The following is an 18,897-nucleotide window of genomic DNA, read 5'->3' as shown; positions in this document are numbered from 1 at the left end:
GGGACTCGCCGGCCGTCCGGGGGCCGCTGTGGTGCGTCAGCGGCTCAGAACGCCTCCTCCGGGAGGTCCATCAGCTCCAGGTCGGTGCTCTCGATGATCCGCCGGTCGGCGCCGAGCCGGGGCAGCACCTCGCGGGCGAAGAACTTCGCGGCGGCCACCTTGCCGGTGTAGAACGCCTTGTCGGCGGCGGAGACCTCACCGGCCAGGGCGCGCAGGGCGACGTCGGCCTGCCGCTGGAGCAGCCAGCCGACGACCAGGTCGCCGACCGCCAGCAGGAACCGGCGGCTGCTGAGGCCCACCTTGTAGAGCGCCCGGGCGTCGCCGCCCTGCGCCTCGCCCAGCCAGCCGGTCAGCACGCCGAGGATGGTCTGGACCTCGGCGTGCGCCTTGCCGAGCGCCTGCCGCTCCTGCTTGAGCTGGCCGTTGCCGCCCTCGGAGGTGATGAACTCCTGGATCTCGCCGGCGACCGTCATGAGGGCCTTGCCGTTGTCCCGGACGATCTTCCGGAAGATCAGGTCGAGGCTCTGGATCGCGGTGGTGCCCTCGTACAGGGTGTCGATCTTGGCGTCCCGGACGTACTGCTCCAGCGGGTAGTCCTGGAGGAAGCCGGAGCCGCCGAAGGTCTGCAGCGCCTCGTGGCCCAGCATCTCGTACGCCCGCTCGGAGCCGACGCCCTTGACCAGCGGCAGCAGCAGGTCGTTGACCCGCTTGGCGATCTTCGTCGCCTGCTCGTCGCCGGCCGCCTCGGCGATGGCGACCTGGTCCTGCCAGGAGGCCGTGTAGCAGACCAGGGCGCGCAGGCCCTCGGCGTACGACTTCTGGAGCATCAGCGAGCGACGCACGTCCGGGTGGTGGGTGATGGTGACCCGGGGCGCGGTCTTGTCGGCCTGCTGGACGAGGTCGGCGCCCTGGACGCGGTTCTTGGCGTACTCGAGGGCGTTGAGGTAGCCGGTGGAGAGCGTGGCGATGGCCTTGGTGCCGACCATCATCCGGGCGTACTCGATGATCATGAACATCTGCCGGATGCCGTCGTGCTTCTCGCCGAGCAGCCAGCCCTTCGCCGGCACGCCGTGCTCGCCGAAGGTCATCTCGCAGGTGTTGGAGACCTTGATCCCCATCTTGTGCTCGACGTTGGTGGCGTAGACGCCGTTGCGCTCGCCCAGCTCGCCGGTCTCCGGGTCGAAGTGGAACTTCGGCACGACGAAGAGCGACAGGCCCTTGGTGCCGGGGCCGCCGACGCCCTCGACGCCGACCGGGCGGGCCAGCACGTAGTGCACGATGTTGTCGCTCAGGTCGTGCTCGCCGGAGGTGATGAAGCGCTTCACGCCCTCGATGTGCCACGAGCCGTCCGGCTGCGGGATCGCCCGGGTGCGGCCGGCGCCCACGTCCGAGCCCGCGTCGGGCTCGGTGAGCACCATCGTGGAGCCCCACTGCTTGTCGATGAAGAGCTTGGCCCACTTCTTCTGCCGCTCGGTGCCCTCGACGTGCAGCACGTGCGCGAAGGACGGGCCGGAGGCGTACATCCAGACGGGGGCGTTCGCGCCGAGCACCAGCTCGGCGAGGGACCACCAGAGGGCACGCGGGGCGTTGGTGCCGTCGAGCGCCGGCGGGAGGTCGAGCCGCCAGAACTCGGACTCCATGAACGCCCGGTAAGACTTCTTGAACGGCTCCGGCAGCGGCGCAATGTGCGTGGCCGGGTCGAAGACCGGGGGGTTGCGGTCGCTGTCCGAGTAGCTTGCCGCGAGGTCCTCGCGGGCGAGGCGGTCCACCTCGGCGAGGAAGCTGCGCGCGGTGTCGACGTCGAGATCCGAGTACGGCTCCTGGCCGAACGCCCGGTCCGCCCCGAAGACCTCGAACAGGTTGAACTCAAGGTCCCGGAGGTTGCTCTTGTAGTGGGTCATGCTCGCTGGCCCCGCTTCCCGGACAGGTGTTACCGATCAGTAACCCCGACTGTATTACTCACGGGTAGGCAGCGACAAGCTCAACGTGGAAGTGACGGCGATTACACACCCGCGCTTCGGCCGTCGGGGCCGGGTGCGAGGACGGGCCGGGAGCGGCGGGGCGGGGCCGGGAGGCGGCGGGGCGGGGCCCGGGAGCCGGGGGCGGCGGGGCGGGGCGGGGGCAGCGGGCGGGTGGCTCAGCCCTCGGCCGCGCCGACCTCCCAGCTCGGCACGGCGGCGGTCACCCCGCTGCTGTGGCCGGCGTACTCCATCAGGACCAGGGCGATGTCGTCGTCGAGCCGGCCGTGCACCCACTCGACCAGGGCGGTCTCCAGCGAGGCCAGCCCGTCGCCGACCGTGCCGTGACCGAGCAGCCGCCAGGCGCGGTCGGCCGTCGGGAAGAACTCGCCGTCCCGGCGCGCCTCGCCGAGGCCGTCGGTGAACAGCAGCAGCCGGTCCCCCGGCTCCAGGCGCTCGACGCGGGGCCGGACGACCGGCATGAAGCCCAGCGGCGGCGCGGGCGCGGGCGGTTCGAGGGGGATCACCGCGCCCCGGCGCAGCAGCAGCGGCGACGGGTGGCCGCAGTTGACGATGGTGAGGGTGCCGCCCCGCTCCTCGACCAGGGCCGCGGTGACGAAGTCCTCGTCGCCGACGTTGCGGGCCACCGCCCGGTCCAGGTCGGCGACCACCGCCCGCAGGTCGGCCCGCTCGTACGCGACGTGCCGGTACGAGCCCAGCACGATGCTGGCCAGCCGGACGGCGTCCAGCCCCTTGCCGCGCACGTCACCGATGATCATGCGGACGCCGTACGGGGTGTCGATCGCCTCGTACAGGTCGCCGCCGATCTCGGCGGTGGCGGTCGAGGAGATGTAGCGCCCCGCCACGGCCAGGGTCCCCACCTGCGGGCCCAGCGGACGCAGCACCGCCTGCTGGGCCACCGCCGCCAGCTTGGACAGCTCGGCGATCTGCTCGGCCTGCCGCTGCCGCACGGCGGCCACCGCAGCCGCGATGCCGGTGGCGAGCGCGATGCCGGCCACGTTGACGGCGGTGACCAGCGACGTCCTCGGCTCGGCGAGGGCGAAGGCGGACCCGATCGCGGTCGCGGCGGCCCCCACTCCGAGCACCACCCGCCAGGAGGCCAGCGCCGCGGCGAGGAACGGGGCGGCGACCATCAGCGCCACGTAGTGCGCCCAGCGGCCGTCCGCCAGCTCCACGCCGGAGATGATCGCGAGCAGGACGAGGGCCGCGCCGAGGCCGGCGCGGGATCCGGGGCTCAGCGGGCCACGGCCCGACTGGAAGGCATGCATGCGTACGAGGGACAGCATGCCTGATGGACGTGAACCGGTGAATGAGCCTGGCCCGTCGGCCGAGGATGTTCTGCCCGGCCGGGTCGGGGCGGCGGCCGGTCCGGCCCCGGTCGCACCGCCCCCGCCCGAGGTCATCGGGTCAGCCCAGGATCTCGTACTTCACGGTCAGTGCGCCGACGTCGACGGAGGCGATGGCCGCGAACGCGGCCCGCGACAGGTCGAGGCAGCGGCCGTCGATGAAGGGGCCCCGGTCGTTGATCCGGACCGTGACCGACTTGCCGTTGGCCGGGTTCGTCACCCGGACCATGGTGTCGAACGGCAGGGTCTTGTGGGCGGCGGTCATGGCGCTCGGGTCGAAGTTCTCCCCGTTGGCGGTGAGCTGCCCCTCGTCGTAGAAGGACGCCCCGCACGAGCCGCTGTCGACGACGTTGCTGGTCGGGGTGGGCTTCTTGGTGGCGGCCGCCTTCGTGGCGGCCGGCTTCGGCGCGGCGGTGCGCGGCCTGCTCCGCGAGGCGGCCTGGCTCCGGGTGGCCTTCGGGCTGGCCGTGACGGTCGGCGACGGGCTGGCGCTGGGCGGGACGCTCGCGCTCGGGCTGGGCGACGCCGAGGGCACGGCCGCGGTGGTGGGGGCGGTCACCGGGACGTCGGCGACGGTCGGCTGCGGGGCCGCCTCGCCGGAGGTCAGGCTCACCGCGCCGACGGTGCCGCCGACGGCGAGCGCGACACCGACCGCCGCGGTGGCCGCGATCCCGGCCGGCGAGGAGAACAATCGGGTACGGGAGTGCCTACCAACCACGGGCCCGGTCCTTTCGTCGTGGCGAACGAAGTCGTTGTTGAGGACGAAGTCCTGGAGAACAAACCGGCCCGGACCGTAACGAGAGAAGCACTTCCGAAGTCAACGTGATCATGGCGCTATGTTCGTATTTGCTCGTATACGTGTGGCCGATCATCCGAGGCGACGTGGCCCGCTCGGCCCCGGGCGGGCCGGACCCCACCGGGGCGTCGATCTGGCGCAGGATGGGCGGCATGCCCGCTGAGCTGAGCGAACGTCTCGTCGAGCTGTTCCGGTGGATCGACCCCGGCCCGCAGAGCACCCACCTGGTCAGCGACGTCTCCGGGTGGTGGCGGGACCCGGAGGTGCTGGCGGGGCTCGGGCCGGCCCTGGCCGCGCCGTTCCGGGACGCCCGACCGACCGTGGTGCTCGCCCCCGCCGTGACCGGGCTGCTGCTCGGCCCGCTCGCCGCGACCGCCCTCGGGGTCGGCTTCGCGCCGGCGCACAAGGCAGGGGACGGGCGGCTGCCCGCCGGTGCGACGACCTGGGCACAGAGCCCCCCGGACTTCCGGGGCCGCCGGGTCGACCTGGGCGTCCGGGACCGGCACCTCGGCCCCGGCGACCGGGTGCTGGTGGTCGACGACTGGGTGGCCACCGGCGCCCAGCTGCACGCCCTGTACGCGATCTGCGCCGCCCGGGGCGCCGAGGTCCTCGGCACCTCCGCCGTGGTGCTCGACTGCCCGCCCGCGCTCGCCGCCGAGCTGCGGATACACGGCCTGGTCGAGGGTGGCCGGCTGACCCCACCCGAGGGTTGACCTCAAGCAAGGTTCAAGTCGCACGATCGGTGGCATGGACGACGGAATCCTGGACGAGGCGTACCGACGGTTGCACCGCACCGGCCCGGAGTTCGAGGGCTGGCTCTCCAACCACGGCCCGATGACGGTCGAGGCGCTGGCCCGGCACGGGCACGACGCCGAGGTGCACCGCTGGCTGGACGACTACCTGCGGCGGCTCGACGAGCTGCCCCGCGGCCTCCGGCCGATCGACGACTGGCGGGCCGCCCTCGGGGACCCGAAACGCGCCGGCGACTGGCTCGCCCACTTCGACCGGGAGCTGCGCGAACGGCCCTGGCGGGACATCCTCGGCACCTGGTGGCCCCGGCTGCTGCCGGGCATCGCCGCCGGGGCCACCCACGGCGTCATCCGGGTCGGGCACGCCGTGCGGGCGCTGCGGGCCGACGAGACCAGCCCGGACCGGCGCACCGAACTCGGCCAGGCCCTCGCCTACTGGGCCGCGCGCTGGCAGCCGGTCCCGGGCGCGCCTCTGCTACCGGCAGCGCCTCCCGCCGGGGAAGCCGGGCAGGGCGGGGAGGCCGGGGTGGCCGCCGCGCTGGCCGGGCTGCCCCGCATCGCCGACCGCACCGGCGGCATCCGCGAGCGGCTGGGGCGGCTGCCGGACGTACCCGAATGGGAGTCGTCGCTCGCGGCGCTGCGGCCCGCGCGGACCCCGGCCGAGGCGGAGCGGGGGCTCGCCGAACTGGTGCACCGGGCGAGCCTCGACTACCTCCGGTACGGGCACGCGGAACCCGTCATGCTGGTGCACGCGGTGACCGCGCCGACGGCGGTGCTGCGTACGCTGCCGGAGCTGGACCCCGGGCTCTGGGCGCCGAGCCTCGCCGCGGCCTGGTCCGCGACGGCGGCCGTCACCGCCGTGTACGCCTCCCCGGCCGGCGTCGCGCCGCCGGCCGTCGCCCCCGGCACCCCGGCGGAGGTCTTCGCCCGCGCGGCCCGGCACGGCGACGAGCACGTGGTGAAGCTCGCCGACGCGGTGCTCGACGCCCACGCGGCGACGGGGGACGAGCGGGTGCTCGCCGCAGCCGGCTACGCGGCGCAGCTCATCTGAGCGGGGCGGCGCGGCCGCGAGCGGCGCGGCTCAGCCGCCCGAGCCCGCTCCGCCGAGGAACTCCTCCGCGGCGGTGCAGACCATGCCCAGCACCTCCGCAGAGCGGGCCAGCGGACCGGGCAGCAGCAACGAGTGGTCGGCCCCGTCGACCTCCAGCACGTGCGGGCTGAGCCGGCGGGCCGCCACGCCGTCCCACGATGGGTCGGCGGTGCCGCCGACCAGCAGGAACGGCGCGGTCGCGCGGGCCAGCGCCCCGGTCACCTCGGCCCGGTGCAGCAGCGGGGTGAGCCAGATCGCCGGGACCCCTCGGTCGGCGGCGAACGGGGCGGCGAAACTGCCCAGCGATTTGCCGACCAGCAGGTGCGCCGGCTCGGCCAGCGCCGGGGCGACCTGCTCGACCACCCAGGACGCCGCCCGGTCCAGGTCCAGGTCCGCCGGTGCCCGCCAGGTGATCTCGTCGATGTCGAAGCCGATCCGGCGCAGCGCCTCACCGGCGTACGCGAACAGTGGCCCCCGGGTGTCGTAGCCCTGCCCCGGAACGAGCACCGCACGGCGCTTCCCCATCGTCCGCCTCCTCGCCAGCTCGATCCGCCGTCACCGTAGCGCCCCCGGCACGCTCCGGCGCAGCGCCGCTCCGAGCCGGTACGTGGTGCCGCGCCCGCCCGGAATCCGGCGGCGGGGCGCGGCCGGGCCGCGTAGCCTCGGCGGGATGTGGCCCCGGATCGACGGACTGCGCAGCCTCGCCCTCGGCACCCCCGGCGAGCTGCGGGCGAGACTCAACTCCCTGGTGCTGGCCGGGGCCAAGACGGCGACCGCCGGCCTGACCGACGAGTACGCCGAGGAGGGCGAGGAGCTGGAGCACGTCGGCGAGCGGCTCGCCCTCGTGGACGACCACGACGCGCCCGTCGGAGTAGTCGAGGTGACCGGCGTGGACGTGGTGCGCTTCGCCGAGGTGCCGTGGGACTTCGCCCGCTCCGAAGGGGAGGGCGACCGGTCGATCGAGGAGTGGCGGGCCGGGCATGCCGCCTACTGGGCGCGGGTCGGCACCCCCGTCACCGACGACAGCCAGATCGTCTGCGTGCGGTTCCGGCTCGTCTCGGCGCGGGGGTGAGGAAGGGCCCCTGCTAACGCATACGGTCGAGAAGCGTCCCCTTCTCACACCCCTCACCCGGCGGCGGGTGGGCGGGGAGCCGGCGTCAGGCGGCGCAGCTCCGGCAGGAGGCGGGTGGCCGCGTCCACCAGGACGGCCTCGTCCCCGGCGTACCAGCTGCTGGCCCGGGGCCAGTGCGTCACCACGTCGGTGAAGCCGAGGGCGGCGGCCCGCCCGACCTGCTCGGCGAAGAAGTCCGCGCTGCGCAGCGAGAACGCGGGGGCGGAGTCGAGCGACAGGTAGCGGTCCAGAGTGGCCGGGTCGCGGCCGGCCTCGGCCAGCGCCCGGTCCATCCGGGTGGTGAGGTCGGCGACCGTCCCCCACCACTGCTCCACGTCGTCGCCGCCCGTGCCGGTGGTGACCCAGCCCTGCCCGAACCGGGCCACCAGCCGCATCGAGCGGGGGCCGTTGGCGGCCATCACGAACGGCACCCGGGGCGTCTGCACGCAGCCCGGGTTGTTGCGGGCGTCCACGGCGGCGAACCAGTCGCCACGCCAGGTGGTGCCGTCCTCGCGCAGGATCAGGTCGAGCAGCTCGACGAACTCGGCGAGCCGGTCGACGCGCTGGCGGGGCGGCAGCGTCTCCCCGCCCAGCACGGCCGAGTCGAAGCCGATGCCGCCCGCGCCGACGCCGAGCAGGAACCGGCCGCCGGAGACGTCGTCGAGGGCGGTGATCTGCCGGGCGAAGGCCGCCGGGTGCCGGAAGTTGGGCGAGGCGACGAGGGTGCCCAGCCTGATCCGGGAGGTCACCGTGGCGGCGGCGGTCAGCGTGGTCATCGAGTCGAACCAGGGCCCGTCGACCAGGTCCCGCCAGCCCAGGTGGTCGTACGTCCAGGCGTGGTCGAAGCCCCACTCCTCCGCCTGCCGCCAGCGGCGCCGCGACTGCGACCAGCGCTGGTCCGGAAGGATCACGATGCCAATCCGCATGAGCGCCAGCGTACGTCCTGACCGGCCGGGCACGCCCCGCCGAGGCAGCACCCGCCGCACGGTCGGTCACCAATCGTCCGCGCATCCCGTCGTGCGCAGTGTCCAGTTCGTTCACCACCCACGACCATCGGGAGTCGCCGTGAACGTCGCACTCTGGGCCGCGCAGGCGGTCCTCGCACTGATCTTCGCCTTCTCCGGGCTGGCCAAGGGCACCTGGTCCCGGGAGAGGCTACTCGCGGGCGGGCAGACGAGCGCCCGGATCGTACCCATGCCGCTGCTGCGCACCGTGGCCGCGCTGGAGGTCCTCGCGGCCGTCGGGCTGCTCCTGCCCGGGTTGACCGGCATCGCGACGTGGCTCACGCCGCTCGCCGCCGCCGGCCTCGGCGTCGTCATGGTCGGCGCGACGGGCATCCACCTGCGGCTGCGCGAGCCCGTCGCCGTGCTGGTCAACCTGACGATCCTCGCCACCTGCGTGTTCGTCGCCGTCGGCCGGCTCTGACGCCTCCGGGCCCGGCGAGCGCCTGTAGGCCGACAGAGCCGGGGCTGGCAGGACCGGGTCTGGCAGGCTCGACGCCATGACGACCGGGACCGACTGGCAGGCGTGGCACCAGCCCTACGCCGACGAGGACTCCCCGCTGTCCCGCCGGCTGCGGCTGGTGCGCGGGGCGATCACCGCGTGGCTGGACGAGCGCCCCGACGAGCCGCTGGCGGTCGTCAGCGCCTGTGCGGGCCAGGGACACGACCTGGTCGGTGCGCTGGCTGGCCGGGCCGACGCGGCTCGCGTCCGCGCCACGCTGCTGGAGTACGACCCGGGCAACGTCGCCGCCGCCCGGGCAGCCGCCGCCGGGGCCGGCCTCGCGAACGTCGACATCCGGCGGGCGGACGCGGGCCGGCTCTCGTCGTACGCGCAGGCGGTGCCGGCCGACCTCGTGCTGATGGCGGGCGTCTTCGGCAACGTCGACGACCATGACGTACGCCGGACCGTGGCCGCCCTGCCGCAACTGTGCGCGGCCGGTGCCACGGTGATCTGGACGCGGACCCGGCGCGCCCCCGACCTGACGCCGGCGCTACGCGGCTGGCTGCGGGACGCCGGCTTCGCCGAGCGGGCCTTCCACGCGCCGGACGGGGTGCTCTTCTCGGTCGGCGTGCACCGGTTCACGGGCACGCCTCGACCGCTGGAGACCTCCGGAGCGCTCTTCACGTTCGTCCGTCAGCCATGATCGACTCCATGTCGGCGACACAGCGGTGTCACAGTGGCTCGGATGCCGCCATGTCGCCGACATGAAGTCGATGTTGCCGCCTCGAAACGCCGAAGGCCCCGGCTAGGGACTTGCGTCCTGACCAGGGCCTTCGTGCGTGGAGCGGGTGACGGGAATCGAACCCGCACTGTCAGCTTGGGAATTGACGATGGGCGGCAGGTCGTGGGGCCGGCGGCCTGGTCGCGGCGGTCCCGGGTGGCCTGGGTTGACCCCGGCTGTCCTGCCTTAATGGCACGCTAATGGCACGGGCTACCCGTCCTCGAACGGCTCGTCATGCCACCGAAAGCCGGCCTCGTCGTCCTCGATGCTCAGCAGGAACTCGGCCACCGGGCGGCCGTCCGGCTGGGTCATGGTGAGGGCGGCCCGGATCTCGTCGTCGATCCGGATCATGGCCTCGTCGTCGTCCGCGTCGAGGGCGGCGCTCCGGGCGACGAAGAGCGGGCGTAGTGGCTCGAACCCCGACAGGGGGCGGAACCGGCCGTACGTCCAGGGGAAATCGTGACTCTGCTCGTCGATCTCGCCGACCAGCTCGCCCCGGTGGTACAGCCGCCACACCCTGCCCGCGTCCACCGCGACAGCGTAGGCGGACCCGGTGTGGTCGGCTCCGGCGCGGCGTGGGTGACCAAGGAAGGCCGAGGGCAAGCCGGCGAAGCCGGCGCGGCAGCCGATCGCCAGAAGCTCGACGGCGGCCAACCACGCTGGCGATCGTCACGGCCTGGTCGTGGTCGTCATCCGCGTTCGGGATGCTGCGGGCGCGGCAGCCCGTCGGCTGTCGGCGGCTTTCCGCCCCGGCGTCGCAGACGACCGGGGCGGCTTGCCGCCGGACGGGGCCACCGCGCCCGCACCGCGCGCAGCGCGGTGCCTTGATCTATAACAGAACAACTCGGCAGTTGACCCCCGCCAACCCCACCAGTCCTCATGGCTTGGTAGTGCCTCTTCGTCCCCGCCGGCACGTAGTGGATCAGGTGTGGGTTTTGTATGGTATAGCAGTGACGCTAGAGGCAGAGCTTGAGAAGTATCGACGCCAGATTTCGACGGACGCGTATCCAATGTCAATTGGCGAGGTTGCAAACCTTTACCGGGATGGAGAACTTGATATCCATCCCGAATTCCAGCGACTGTTTCGTTGGACAACCACGCAGCAAACAAGACTGATCGAAAGCATCCTCTTAGGAATTCCCTTACCTAGCATCTTTGTCGCCGCTAGCGAATCCGGCTGGGACGTAGTCGATGGCGTCCAGCGCCTTTCAACAATCTTCCACTTCATGGGCATACTACGGAACGAGGACGGGGAAACTCTTCCTCCATTCAAGTGCGACGAGGCACCTTTCCTTAAGTCCTTGGGCGGGATGACGTATGAGCCAGGCAATGATTCCCCGGGTTTGAGTCAGGCTCAACGGATCGACTTTAAACGTGCGCGACTAGATATGAAGATCATCAAGAGGCAGAGCGACAAGAGGGCGAAGTACGATCTATTTCAACGCTTGAACTCGTTCGGAAGTGTCGCCAGCGAACAAGAGCTTAGGAACTCGCTGCTGGTCAGCATCAGCCGGAAGCACTTCCTGTGGCTGAGCGACATTTCAGACAATGCAGATTTCTTAACAGTCCTAAACCTCCCGAGCAGATCGATTCGGGAAAGATATCATATGGAAATCGCACTCCGCTTCGTCACCCTGAGGAATATTCCGGAGACTAATCTACGGACGCTCGGATTCCTTGGCGAGTTCCTGACTGAGGAAGTTGTACCCCTTACGGAGCTTACAGATGAAGACTTAGCGGAAATGAAGGCAGTTTTTGAACGAACTTTCTCGGTTCTGAATAAAGCGGCGGGTGCCGACATATTGCGCAAGTTGAATCCAACAAGTGGGCGACCAGTCGGCCCCTTCTCCGCCACAGCGTTTGAGGTCCTTGCCCTTGGAGTCGCTTACCATGGCGCTCCCGCTCGGATAACTCCTGAGGTGGTCTTAGATAAGCAACGGGCTTTGTGGTCCGATCCTGAGTTTTCGCCAGGATTCTCGACGGGCATCCGTGCCGACCAAAGAATGAGAAAAACGATTCCAAAGGGTCGGCAGTTGTTCTCGTAGTTGGCGTCACCTAGATGACCCCTGAGGACTTCGTAGGAGCCATCCACCGCAACCTTGCACACCGCAAACGTGAGCTATCACAACTAAAACTGGATATTCAATCTCTCGAAGATGGACACGCCGAGCCTGCGCAGATGGGCTGGACAACGAGAGCCGCGGTTGTTCTTGCCTACGCGCACTGGGAAGGATTCGTTAAGACTGCCAGCGAGAAGTACGTACGCTTCATCGTTGCTCAGAGGATTCCGACGTCCCTCCTGAAGGTTAGCCTTCAGGCGGCAAGCGTAGCCTCACATTTTAAGCGGTCGGAGGGGAGTCAGAAAGCTCGCTATCTTGGGGAACTACTCGCAGACATGGACGCAAAACGGCAAGAGACCTTTTCGGTCAACCCCGATAAAGTCATCGATGCAGAAAGCAATCTCTCTTCCCGCGTCTTCGCTGAGATTATAGCCGCACTGGGGCTTGAGGTGCCCTCATTTGCCGTCACCCACCTCGGATACATCGACAGCTCTCTCTTGGCAGCGAGAAATAAGGTCGCACACGGCGAACTCCTTTCCTACTCGTCCGAAGAGGCTATCTCTCGTTTAGAGGTGGTCCTGATCTTACTTGACGGGTATGCAGACTATTTGATTGACGCCGTTCGCGATCGTTCATTCATGGCAACTACTTGATCTTCGGTGAGCACTAATCAAACCTCTCTCGAAACTTCTCGGCAGTTGTCGCCCATTCCAACCCCCGAAATCCGCGATTCCCGCAAACCTGCCTCTATTTCTTTATAGGGCATAGAGGTGGACTATTCTCCCTATCCCGCCATGCATACACTGCCTGCCAGGCTAAGATCGAAGGACTGAGGTGACGTAGGTGCCTTGAGGATGCTTTATAGCGGGGTACCCGTTCTCCGGCATGCTCGGCCGCCTCACCCGAGGCGCACCCGCCACCCACCCCCGATGCCATACCTTCATTCCGCTCGACTGGCAGACATGCGGAACGCTCTCTAAGAGGACGATTTGGCAGAGCTATTGGAAACTGGATTAGGCCCGTCGTACCTCACCCCGCCGAGATTTGCCCCCTCAAAGTCCCTGGAACCGCTGAATGTCGCGTTTTCGAACCCTGCAACACCGCTGAACGTCGCCCTACCGAACCTGGCGGCTCGGCTGAACGAAGCCTCGCCGAATCTAGCAGCCCTGCTGAACGTGGCCTCGCCGAACTCGGCCACACTGCCGAACATCGCCTCATGGAATCCGGCGGCCCCGCAGAATTTCGCCCTGCGAAACACAGAGCTGCCGTTGAACGTCGCTTTAGGAAACGTGGCGGCACCGTGAAACGTCGCTTCAAGGAACATGGCGGAACCGCTGAACGTTGCCCCGCGGAACCAGGCATCACCGCCGAACGTTGCCCCGATGAACCGGGCACTACCGCTGAAAGTTGTTCCCCCGAACGAGGTATCTCCGCTGAACGTCGCCTTGTTGAAGCGGGCGTTGTGGAGGTGGCAGTGGGCGAAATCGACGTTAATGAGGGTCGCTTCGGTGAGGTCCAAGGCCAGGTTTGGGCCCCAATACGAGGGGTTGGTACCTCCGCCCTGGGTGGTTGGGTGGAGGTGACGGGCGAGGATGCGTTGAGCGGCGAGGCGAACCTGACGTTCTTCTCGTGGGTCCACGGCTGTTTCGTCGTCCTCCTCCCTCGCATCTGCGGGGGCAAGCGAGATTCGGTCGGTGTTTGCTCGTGCCTGATTGGTGGGAGCGGGCTGAATAGGAGGAGGGATGTAGGGCATGCGTAGGTAGGCACAGATCACTTCCGCGATGCTTTTTCGATGGAGCGGGTTGTCCTGAGCAAGGCGTTCCAGGGCATACAGGCCCGCGAGGCGGACCGGGGCCTTGTCCGAGCCGAGTTGGTCAGCGGCCTTGACATACAGATCGGTGACGCGCTTCTCACCGGCGTCGTACTCGGTAGCCTGCTGGCTGCGCTCGGCTAATTGCTGTCGGCGAAACGCCAGTAGTAGTGCGAACGCGGCGGCCACCGCCCCGCCGATGGTCAGGCCGGTCCGGATGGACTCCACCCGCAGCTGTGCGCGCTGCACCTCGTCACCCACTGCGGGCACCGAGCCTTGCAGCCAGGCAACCGCGGCCCAGGTGGCCACTGCAACCAAGGCCACCCCGACCGGGATCACCCACGACCGCAGGGGGTGTACCTGCCGGTCTGGCGCTGTTGGTGCAGCCGATGCCTGATGTTCCTCGGTAGATCGGCACCACAGCAGCACACCCAGGATCAACACCGTCAGGCTCGCCGCCACCGGTAGCAACACCGCCCAACTGGAAGCCAGCACACGCCACCACGAAGTGGGGAACTGGGTCAGTGCGACACCGAGCAGACCCAGCACGCCGGCAGCGATTAGAGAAACACTCCATCGTTTCGTCACACTATGGAATCATGCCCGAACCAAGCAAGTGCGACGCCTTGCCCATCGTGGAACTCAAGCGCACGGCTGCCTGAGGGAAACCACCGCAGCGCACCCTGATGACGGCACGAACAGACCATCGTGGGCTGGCCTACTTTGCCAGCCCATGTCCACGGCTTTGGGTGAATACCAGAATCAGGCGTATCCAGTGGGGTTGTTGAGAACTCGGTAGGTCCTCACGACTGCCTCGACCTTTCTTTCTCGGCACGTAACGTCTTGATCTTCGATCAAAGTTGCTCCGACTTCGACCTTGAGCAACGCTGCCAACTCGGGTTCCGCAGCGACTCTCCGCTGCCTCTTTGCTTTCTCGTCGACAGGATTAGGAATATGCGCAGTGAAGTCGGGGTTCACGCAGGTTCCCCGGCCATGCTCCGTGGTGACCAAGCCGATCTCTCGCAGCGTGGCGATCGCTTGTCGGATCGTGCCGCGACTCGCCCGAAACTCGATAGCAAGTGCGCTCTCGGCTGGCAGGAGGGTGCCCAGCGGGACGACGCCACTTTCGATGCGCTTTCGTAGCTCGTCGGCGATGGCGCGGTAGCGGGGCTGTCCGTAGTGCGAGGTGGGCACCTGCTCACCGTACCTGGCACTTGTCTTACCAAGTGTCAACCAAGAGGCCCGTTTCGACGTGTAGACAACTCGTCCAGTTGTAGGTACGTTTCCATCTGTGCGGCCAGGGTGACGGCTCGTGTCAGGGGTGGTCGGGTCGGCCCTGGTCGCACTTGAAGCGCGGCGTCCTGTCGGACCGGTTGCGGTAGCCGTGCACAAGTTGGCTCGGCGATACCCGACCCGTCTGTGTCGGACGGTGCGCCGTGCCTTCATCCGGGCCGGTGGCTGGCCATCTCCTTCCATGGCTGGCCACCGGCCCTCCTACCTCTGGAGGTGCGATGTCCGGCTCTCACCGTCGGCGCGGATGGTTCTCGTCCTGGTGGCCACGAACGCGAACGCCGATCCGGCCCGCCAGCAGCAACGCCCCGTCCCGCCCGCGTCCCCTTGCCTCGGTTCCGCCGTCGCCGTGGTGGTCGGTGGCTCCGACGCGGGAGGTACCTGTACTGCCCTACGCGCCGCTGATGACCCTCGCGCAGGCGACGCGGGGCAACGGCGGGCGGTGTCCGCGATGAGGCACACGATCAGGCCCTTCGGGGTCACGGCCCACCCTGAATGGTGTGCACCGGACCGCTGCGGCTATCTGGTGCCGCCGGTGATGGCGCACATGGCCCGCCGCCATCGCGGCCAGATGCACCGCGTCGGCGACTCCCGCGCATCCGGGGTTGTCGCCACCTACCTCATCGCTGCGGATGGGCTCGGTCCGATGGTGGGGGTTCACGCGACGTGCCGGGCGGGCAACACCTGGGCAGAGTTGACGTTGCCGCAGGCAGCCGACCTGGCCGAGCACCTTCTTGGGTTGCTGGAGCAGGCCGCCGGCGACCAGGGGGCCGACGATGAGTGAGGCCGTACCCGTGACGGACGCCCGGCCGTCGTCGTCGGCTGCGCCGGTCGTGTGCCCGGTCTGGTGCCGGGGCTGCGGGCCGAACGATCCGATGCATCGAGGGCTTCTCGCGACCATCGGGCGGGAGCGGACCGGCTGGGTCAGCGTGCAACTGCTCGTCGACCGGTTCGCGCGTCGGGACCTGGCCGTCAAGCTCGACGCGACCCGCTACGGCGCGACTCAAACCGTGCTGCTGACGGCCGCCCAGGTGGACCGGCTCATCGAAGAACTGACCCACGCCCGACAGGCCATGCAGGCGGCGACCGACCCGCGCGAACAGGCAGGGGAGACGCGGTGAACGCCAGCAGTCGTCGGGGCGTACCTGTTCCTCGGACTCCGGGTCCGCGTCGGACGCTGTCGTCACGGACGGCGGTGGCGGTGCCTGCGGTTCCCGAGCGGCCGGCTGGGGGGACCACCTGGCAGACGTTGGAACGTCTAGGGGGTACGGTGACCGGTGTGCATGGTCGGGACTGGCGCCCTCGCTACCTGCAACTCGCCGAAGAGTTGCGGGCAAAGATCGTGAGCGGTGAACTGGCCCCCGGCACGCTGATGCCCAGCGAAACCGAGTTGGCCGACACCTCCGGGCTGTCCCGCACGAGCGTGCGCAACGCCATCCGCCAGTTGCGGGAATGGGGCCTTGTGCGGGCCGAGCAGGGGCGCGGCACCTACGTGCGGGCACCCCGCCAACGGGTACGCCGTCGCAACAACGAGCGGTACCAGTGGGAGAAGGATCGGGTCCTGCTCGACGAGGCCGAACGGTTGAAGACCGGCGCGACCGAGCACGACACCGGCCTGACCGTCGACGACCTCAAGTTCCACGCCGAGTACACCCGCGTCGACGCCGATGCCGACATGGCGGCGGCCCTCCAGGTCGAGGCGGGCACGCCGCTGCTGCGCCGGGTCTACTGGACCTCGTCACGGCACGAGAACGCGCCGCTGACCGTCTCGTACTCCTATCTGCCGTACGACCTGGTGGCCGCGAACCCCGACCTGCTCGACGCCAGCAAGGAACCCTGGCCGGGCGGCACGCAACACCAGCTCTACACCCTCGGCATCGAGCTGGACCGCATCGACGACGAGATCCGTGCCCGGCCGCCGTCGCCGGACGAGGCGGAGTTGCTGGACATCGACCCGGGCGTCTCCGTGCTCACCGTGCGCAAGACCTCCGTCGACACCACCGGCCGTGTCGTCGAGGTGGCCGACGTGGTGATGCCGGGCGACCGGACTGAGCTTGTCTACTCCCACAAACTCCAGCGGTGGAAAACGTGACGCAGCTCGTCTCGGTCATCACCCCGGTCCACGCGCCCAGCATCGAGTACCTTGCGGGCGCGTACGAGTCGCTGGCCAAGCAGGACATGCCCCCGGGGTGGGACTGGCAATGGCTCGTCCAGGAAGACGGACAGACCGGTGCCCTCGTCGACGCGCTGCCCGACGACCCCCGAATCAGCCTCGGCACCGGGCGTCCCGGCGGGCCTGGCGTCGCCCGTACCCTCGCGCTCTCTCGGGTTGCCGGGCAGCTCATCAAGGTCTTGGACGCCGACGACCAGTTGACCCCCGGGGCACTGGCCCGGGACATCGCCGCGTTCGACGCGCACCCGCAGATCGGCTGGACCACCTCGCGGGTACTCGACCTGCTCCCCGACGGGTCAACCGCCGGATGGGACAAGGACCCGGCCGGCGGGATCATCGACCGCGGTGCGGTCCTGTCGTTCTGGCAGGCCAACGACTATCGGGCCTCGGTGCATCCGGCGACGCTGTGCCTGCGCCGGGATCTCGTCTTCGCCCTCGGCGGCTGGATGGCCCTGCCCGCGTCCGAGGACACCGGCCTTCTCTTGGCTGCCAACGCGGTCAGCGAGGGCTACTTCACCCGGGAGTACGGCTTGCTCTACCGCAAGTGGCCCGGCCAGGTCACCAGCCAAGCCGCACACCGGGAACCCGCCGAGTATCAGGCACGCATGAGGATCATCGAGGCCAGAGCCCACGCCCTGACCTCGATGATCCCGAACGGCTTCGACCTCGGCGGCGGCCCCACGGCATAGCCTCGCGTCCCGGCATCCCGGGAGTACCCCGACGCTTATTTATCCCCGCCTCGTAGATTTTGGCGGAAGTGGTGGCAGGAGGGTCTCCATCGGAATCTTTCCGCGAGCTGGACCGTTCGGTGCTCTAACACGTTGCCCCAAAACTCGTGCGCGATACACCTACTTGTGAGTTTCCTGTCGAACAGGCTTAGGCTCCTGACGTTTGATCAGCATGAAGGCCAAGAGGGCGCCAGTTGCCACCCCGACGGAGTTGTGCAATACGTCAGCAAATTCTCCGGAGCGAGAGTTGAGTGCCTGCCAGAGTTCGATTGCGAAAGAGGTCATGATTCCCGCGCCAATAGTGATCACGATTCGGCGCCCAGCCATGGCGGATGCGAAGCCAAGGGGTACATACAGAGCTACGTTTGCCGCCTTCTCGGCACTGCCTCCAAAGGTGGTGACTTGATACTTAATCAGCGCAAGATCACCAAACTGTGCCAAGAATGACTCTGGCATTCCATTCGAAACCGACAAGAGCAATGGCTGGCCAGGTGGAGTTAGGGCGGTAAAGGCGAGGATTGGCGCCAGGCTAACCAGCGTCAAGGTCGTCCATCTTCGACTCCGGTGGCAAGCCTTGGCGATGAGCGGGCCAGCCGCCAAGGCCAGGCTTACCCCTATCAGCAACGCTGCCAGCAAGCGTCTGTCGCCGATCCAAGCCTGTAAAACTACTTGAATCTCGCCCAACAGTCCCTCTTTCAGTCGAGCATCCGCCCGTCGGGTGCGCGGACCCAGGTACTGAACGGGCGGAGGTGAGCTGCCGCTACATGTTGCAGACTAGCTTGGTAACGTACTGAGTGCCGCTGTTCTGATCCTTCATGATGCCTCGACCGCACTTGTAGGTGCTGTCATACGACGGCCGCCAAGTCGGGTACTCAAAGCGGTAGTACTTGGTCTGGCCAGCACTTTGAGTGAAGGCCCCCTCGTCCCAGTAGGTCTCCTTGACGGTGTCGCTTGGGCTGATAATCTGCCAGCCAAACCGAAGGGTTACAGTGCCGCCACCGCTCTTGATGTATTGCACAGTCGTGCGGGTCGCTTTCCTGTCGGTGTCGACACAGAAACCAGCCTGCAGCACCCCATTGCTGAGGCTGCCCTCCTCGCTGCCCCGCCAGCTCCCTCCGGTGCCACTGCAGTCGTTCACATTGATGGCGTGTGCTGGCGCGGCGGTAAGCCCGAGCACTCCAACGGTTAGCGTTGCCGTGATGGCTGCCAAGCGGGCGACGCGCTTTCCCTTGCTTTTCTGAAGAGTCATGGTCCGACCCTAGCATGCAATCCACATGAGTCAATGCCATAGCCGATGGCCAATTACTCGCAACATCGCTTGAATGCTCCGTCCTGCTTCGACACCTCAATGGCGAAAGACGCTTCTGAAGGGAATTACCTACTGTAAGTGATCCACTCCCGAGAGTCAAGGTTCCCAAGCTGGCTTGCCGGGCAGCGGCCGTCACTTCTCGTTCGATCCAGGAATCCACCATCGCGCTGACTGCCCTTCGCTGCTCGTGCGTCGATCGCTCGGCCGCGTTCGCTTCTCATCTGAACTGACG

General features: G+C 68.4%; 21 protein-coding genes. 11 read left to right on the top strand and 10 right to left on the bottom strand.

Annotated elements, in window-relative coordinates; genetic code table 11:
* Nucleotides 1-44: 44 nt before the first annotated feature.
* From TK50_RS02080 to TK50_RS02070, 3 genes are all read right to left on the bottom strand, one after another.
* The gene (locus tag TK50_RS02080) at nt 45-1,901 is read right to left on the bottom strand and encodes an acyl-CoA dehydrogenase (protein ID WP_043961114.1); all 1,857 of its coding nucleotides are present in this window, start codon (nt 1,899-1,901) and stop codon (nt 45-47) included.
* A 236-nt stretch (nt 1,902-2,137) separates the two neighbouring features.
* Entirely contained in the window at nt 2,138-3,265 is a 1,128-nt protein-coding gene (locus TK50_RS02075) for a PP2C family protein-serine/threonine phosphatase (protein ID WP_043961113.1), read from the bottom strand.
* A 121-nt stretch (nt 3,266-3,386) separates the two neighbouring features.
* Complete coding sequence (locus TK50_RS02070) at nt 3,387-4,043, bottom strand: septal ring lytic transglycosylase RlpA family protein (RefSeq protein WP_043961112.1); 657 nt, start codon at nt 4,041-4,043, stop codon at nt 3,387-3,389.
* Nucleotides 4,044-4,273: 230 nt separating this feature from the next.
* Between TK50_RS02070 and TK50_RS02065 the strand changes: the two genes are divergently transcribed.
* Both TK50_RS02065 and TK50_RS02060 read left to right on the top strand, forming a co-directional pair.
* On the top strand, nt 4,274-4,834 hold the full coding sequence (locus TK50_RS02065; RefSeq protein ID WP_043963677.1) for a phosphoribosyltransferase family protein: 561 nt from the start codon (nt 4,274-4,276) through the stop codon (nt 4,832-4,834).
* Between the two features lie 34 nt (nt 4,835-4,868).
* Nucleotides 4,869-5,921, top strand: coding sequence for a questin oxidase family protein (locus TK50_RS02060; RefSeq protein WP_043961110.1), 1,053 nt, complete (start codon nt 4,869-4,871; stop codon nt 5,919-5,921).
* A 30-nt stretch (nt 5,922-5,951) separates the two neighbouring features.
* Here TK50_RS02060 and TK50_RS02055 read toward each other — a convergent pair whose 3' ends face one another.
* Entirely contained in the window at nt 5,952-6,485 is a 534-nt protein-coding gene (locus TK50_RS02055; protein ID WP_043961109.1) for an alpha/beta hydrolase, read from the bottom strand.
* A 145-nt stretch (nt 6,486-6,630) separates the two neighbouring features.
* Here TK50_RS02055 and TK50_RS02050 point away from each other — a divergent pair, with 145 nt between their 5' ends.
* Nucleotides 6,631-7,032, top strand: coding sequence for an ASCH domain-containing protein (locus TK50_RS02050; RefSeq protein WP_043961108.1), 402 nt, complete (start codon nt 6,631-6,633; stop codon nt 7,030-7,032).
* Between the two features lie 53 nt (nt 7,033-7,085).
* Here the strand turns inward: TK50_RS02050 and TK50_RS02045 are convergent, their stop codons facing one another.
* Complete coding sequence (locus TK50_RS02045) at nt 7,086-7,997, bottom strand: LLM class flavin-dependent oxidoreductase (protein ID WP_043961107.1); 912 nt, start codon at nt 7,995-7,997, stop codon at nt 7,086-7,088.
* A gap of 139 nt (nt 7,998-8,136) precedes the next feature.
* On the opposite strand from TK50_RS02045, the gene TK50_RS02040 reads away from it, so the two are divergent.
* Nucleotides 8,137-8,496, top strand: a complete 360-nt coding sequence (locus TK50_RS02040; RefSeq protein ID WP_043961106.1) for a DoxX family protein — start codon at nt 8,137-8,139, stop codon at nt 8,494-8,496.
* 76 nt (nt 8,497-8,572) lie between these two features.
* Complete coding sequence (locus tag TK50_RS02035) at nt 8,573-9,217, top strand: class I SAM-dependent methyltransferase family protein (protein ID WP_043961105.1); 645 nt, start codon at nt 8,573-8,575, stop codon at nt 9,215-9,217.
* A 288-nt stretch (nt 9,218-9,505) separates the two neighbouring features.
* Here the strand turns inward: TK50_RS02035 and TK50_RS02030 are convergent, their stop codons facing one another.
* Nucleotides 9,506-9,826 (bottom strand): hypothetical protein, encoded by a 321-nt coding sequence (locus tag TK50_RS02030; protein WP_082106354.1) that lies wholly within the window; start codon nt 9,824-9,826, stop codon nt 9,506-9,508.
* Nucleotides 9,827-10,245: 419 nt separating this feature from the next.
* On the opposite strand from TK50_RS02030, the gene TK50_RS32680 reads away from it, so the two are divergent.
* The gene (locus TK50_RS32680) at nt 10,246-11,340 is read left to right on the top strand and encodes a DUF262 domain-containing protein (protein WP_241773903.1); all 1,095 of its coding nucleotides are present in this window, start codon (nt 10,246-10,248) and stop codon (nt 11,338-11,340) included.
* Nucleotides 11,341-11,354: 14 nt separating this feature from the next.
* Nucleotides 11,355-12,008, top strand: a complete 654-nt coding sequence (locus TK50_RS33380; RefSeq protein WP_144420130.1) for an MAE_28990/MAE_18760 family HEPN-like nuclease — start codon at nt 11,355-11,357, stop codon at nt 12,006-12,008.
* Nucleotides 12,009-12,331: 323 nt separating this feature from the next.
* Here TK50_RS33380 and TK50_RS32675 read toward each other — a convergent pair whose 3' ends face one another.
* Nucleotides 12,332-13,753, bottom strand: a complete 1,422-nt coding sequence (locus tag TK50_RS32675; protein ID WP_241773902.1) for a pentapeptide repeat-containing protein — start codon at nt 13,751-13,753, stop codon at nt 12,332-12,334.
* A 174-nt stretch (nt 13,754-13,927) separates the two neighbouring features.
* Nucleotides 13,928-14,359 (bottom strand): GntR family transcriptional regulator, encoded by a 432-nt coding sequence (locus TK50_RS34675; protein WP_241773901.1) that lies wholly within the window; start codon nt 14,357-14,359, stop codon nt 13,928-13,930.
* A gap of 343 nt (nt 14,360-14,702) precedes the next feature.
* Between TK50_RS34675 and TK50_RS34670 the strand changes: the two genes are divergently transcribed.
* The 4 genes from TK50_RS34670 to TK50_RS02010 all read left to right on the top strand — a co-directional run bounded on the left by TK50_RS34670 (nt 14,703) and on the right by TK50_RS02010 (nt 17,317).
* A complete protein-coding gene (locus TK50_RS34670) occupies nt 14,703-15,239 on the top strand; it encodes a hypothetical protein (protein WP_241773900.1) in 537 nt (178 codons plus the stop codon).
* 91 nt (nt 15,240-15,330) lie between these two features.
* Complete coding sequence (locus TK50_RS02020; protein ID WP_043963676.1) at nt 15,331-15,576, top strand: hypothetical protein; 246 nt, start codon at nt 15,331-15,333, stop codon at nt 15,574-15,576.
* A gap of 149 nt (nt 15,577-15,725) precedes the next feature.
* A complete protein-coding gene (locus tag TK50_RS02015) occupies nt 15,726-16,547 on the top strand; it encodes a GntR family transcriptional regulator (RefSeq protein WP_043961101.1) in 822 nt (273 codons plus the stop codon).
* Nucleotides 16,535-17,317 (top strand): glycosyltransferase family 2 protein, encoded by a 783-nt coding sequence (locus TK50_RS02010; protein WP_241773898.1) that lies wholly within the window; start codon nt 16,535-16,537, stop codon nt 17,315-17,317. Before TK50_RS02015 ends, TK50_RS02010 begins: the two co-directional genes overlap by 13 nt.
* Nucleotides 17,318-17,476: 159 nt before the next feature.
* Here the strand turns inward: TK50_RS02010 and TK50_RS33375 are convergent, their stop codons facing one another.
* On the bottom strand, nt 17,477-18,040 hold the full coding sequence (locus TK50_RS33375; protein ID WP_144420129.1) for a VanZ family protein: 564 nt from the start codon (nt 18,038-18,040) through the stop codon (nt 17,477-17,479).
* 76 nt (nt 18,041-18,116) lie between these two features.
* On the bottom strand, nt 18,117-18,605 hold the full coding sequence (locus TK50_RS33370; RefSeq protein WP_144420128.1) for a hypothetical protein: 489 nt from the start codon (nt 18,603-18,605) through the stop codon (nt 18,117-18,119).
* Between the last annotated feature and the right edge of the window lie 292 nt (nt 18,606-18,897).

This window comes from Micromonospora haikouensis (assembly GCF_000876225.1).
In the GTDB taxonomy this organism is placed as follows: Bacteria; Actinomycetota; Actinomycetes; order Mycobacteriales; family Micromonosporaceae; genus Micromonospora; species Micromonospora haikouensis.
Note: the sequence above shows the minus strand (reverse complement) of the source record. Positions and strands in the feature narration are given on the sequence as shown.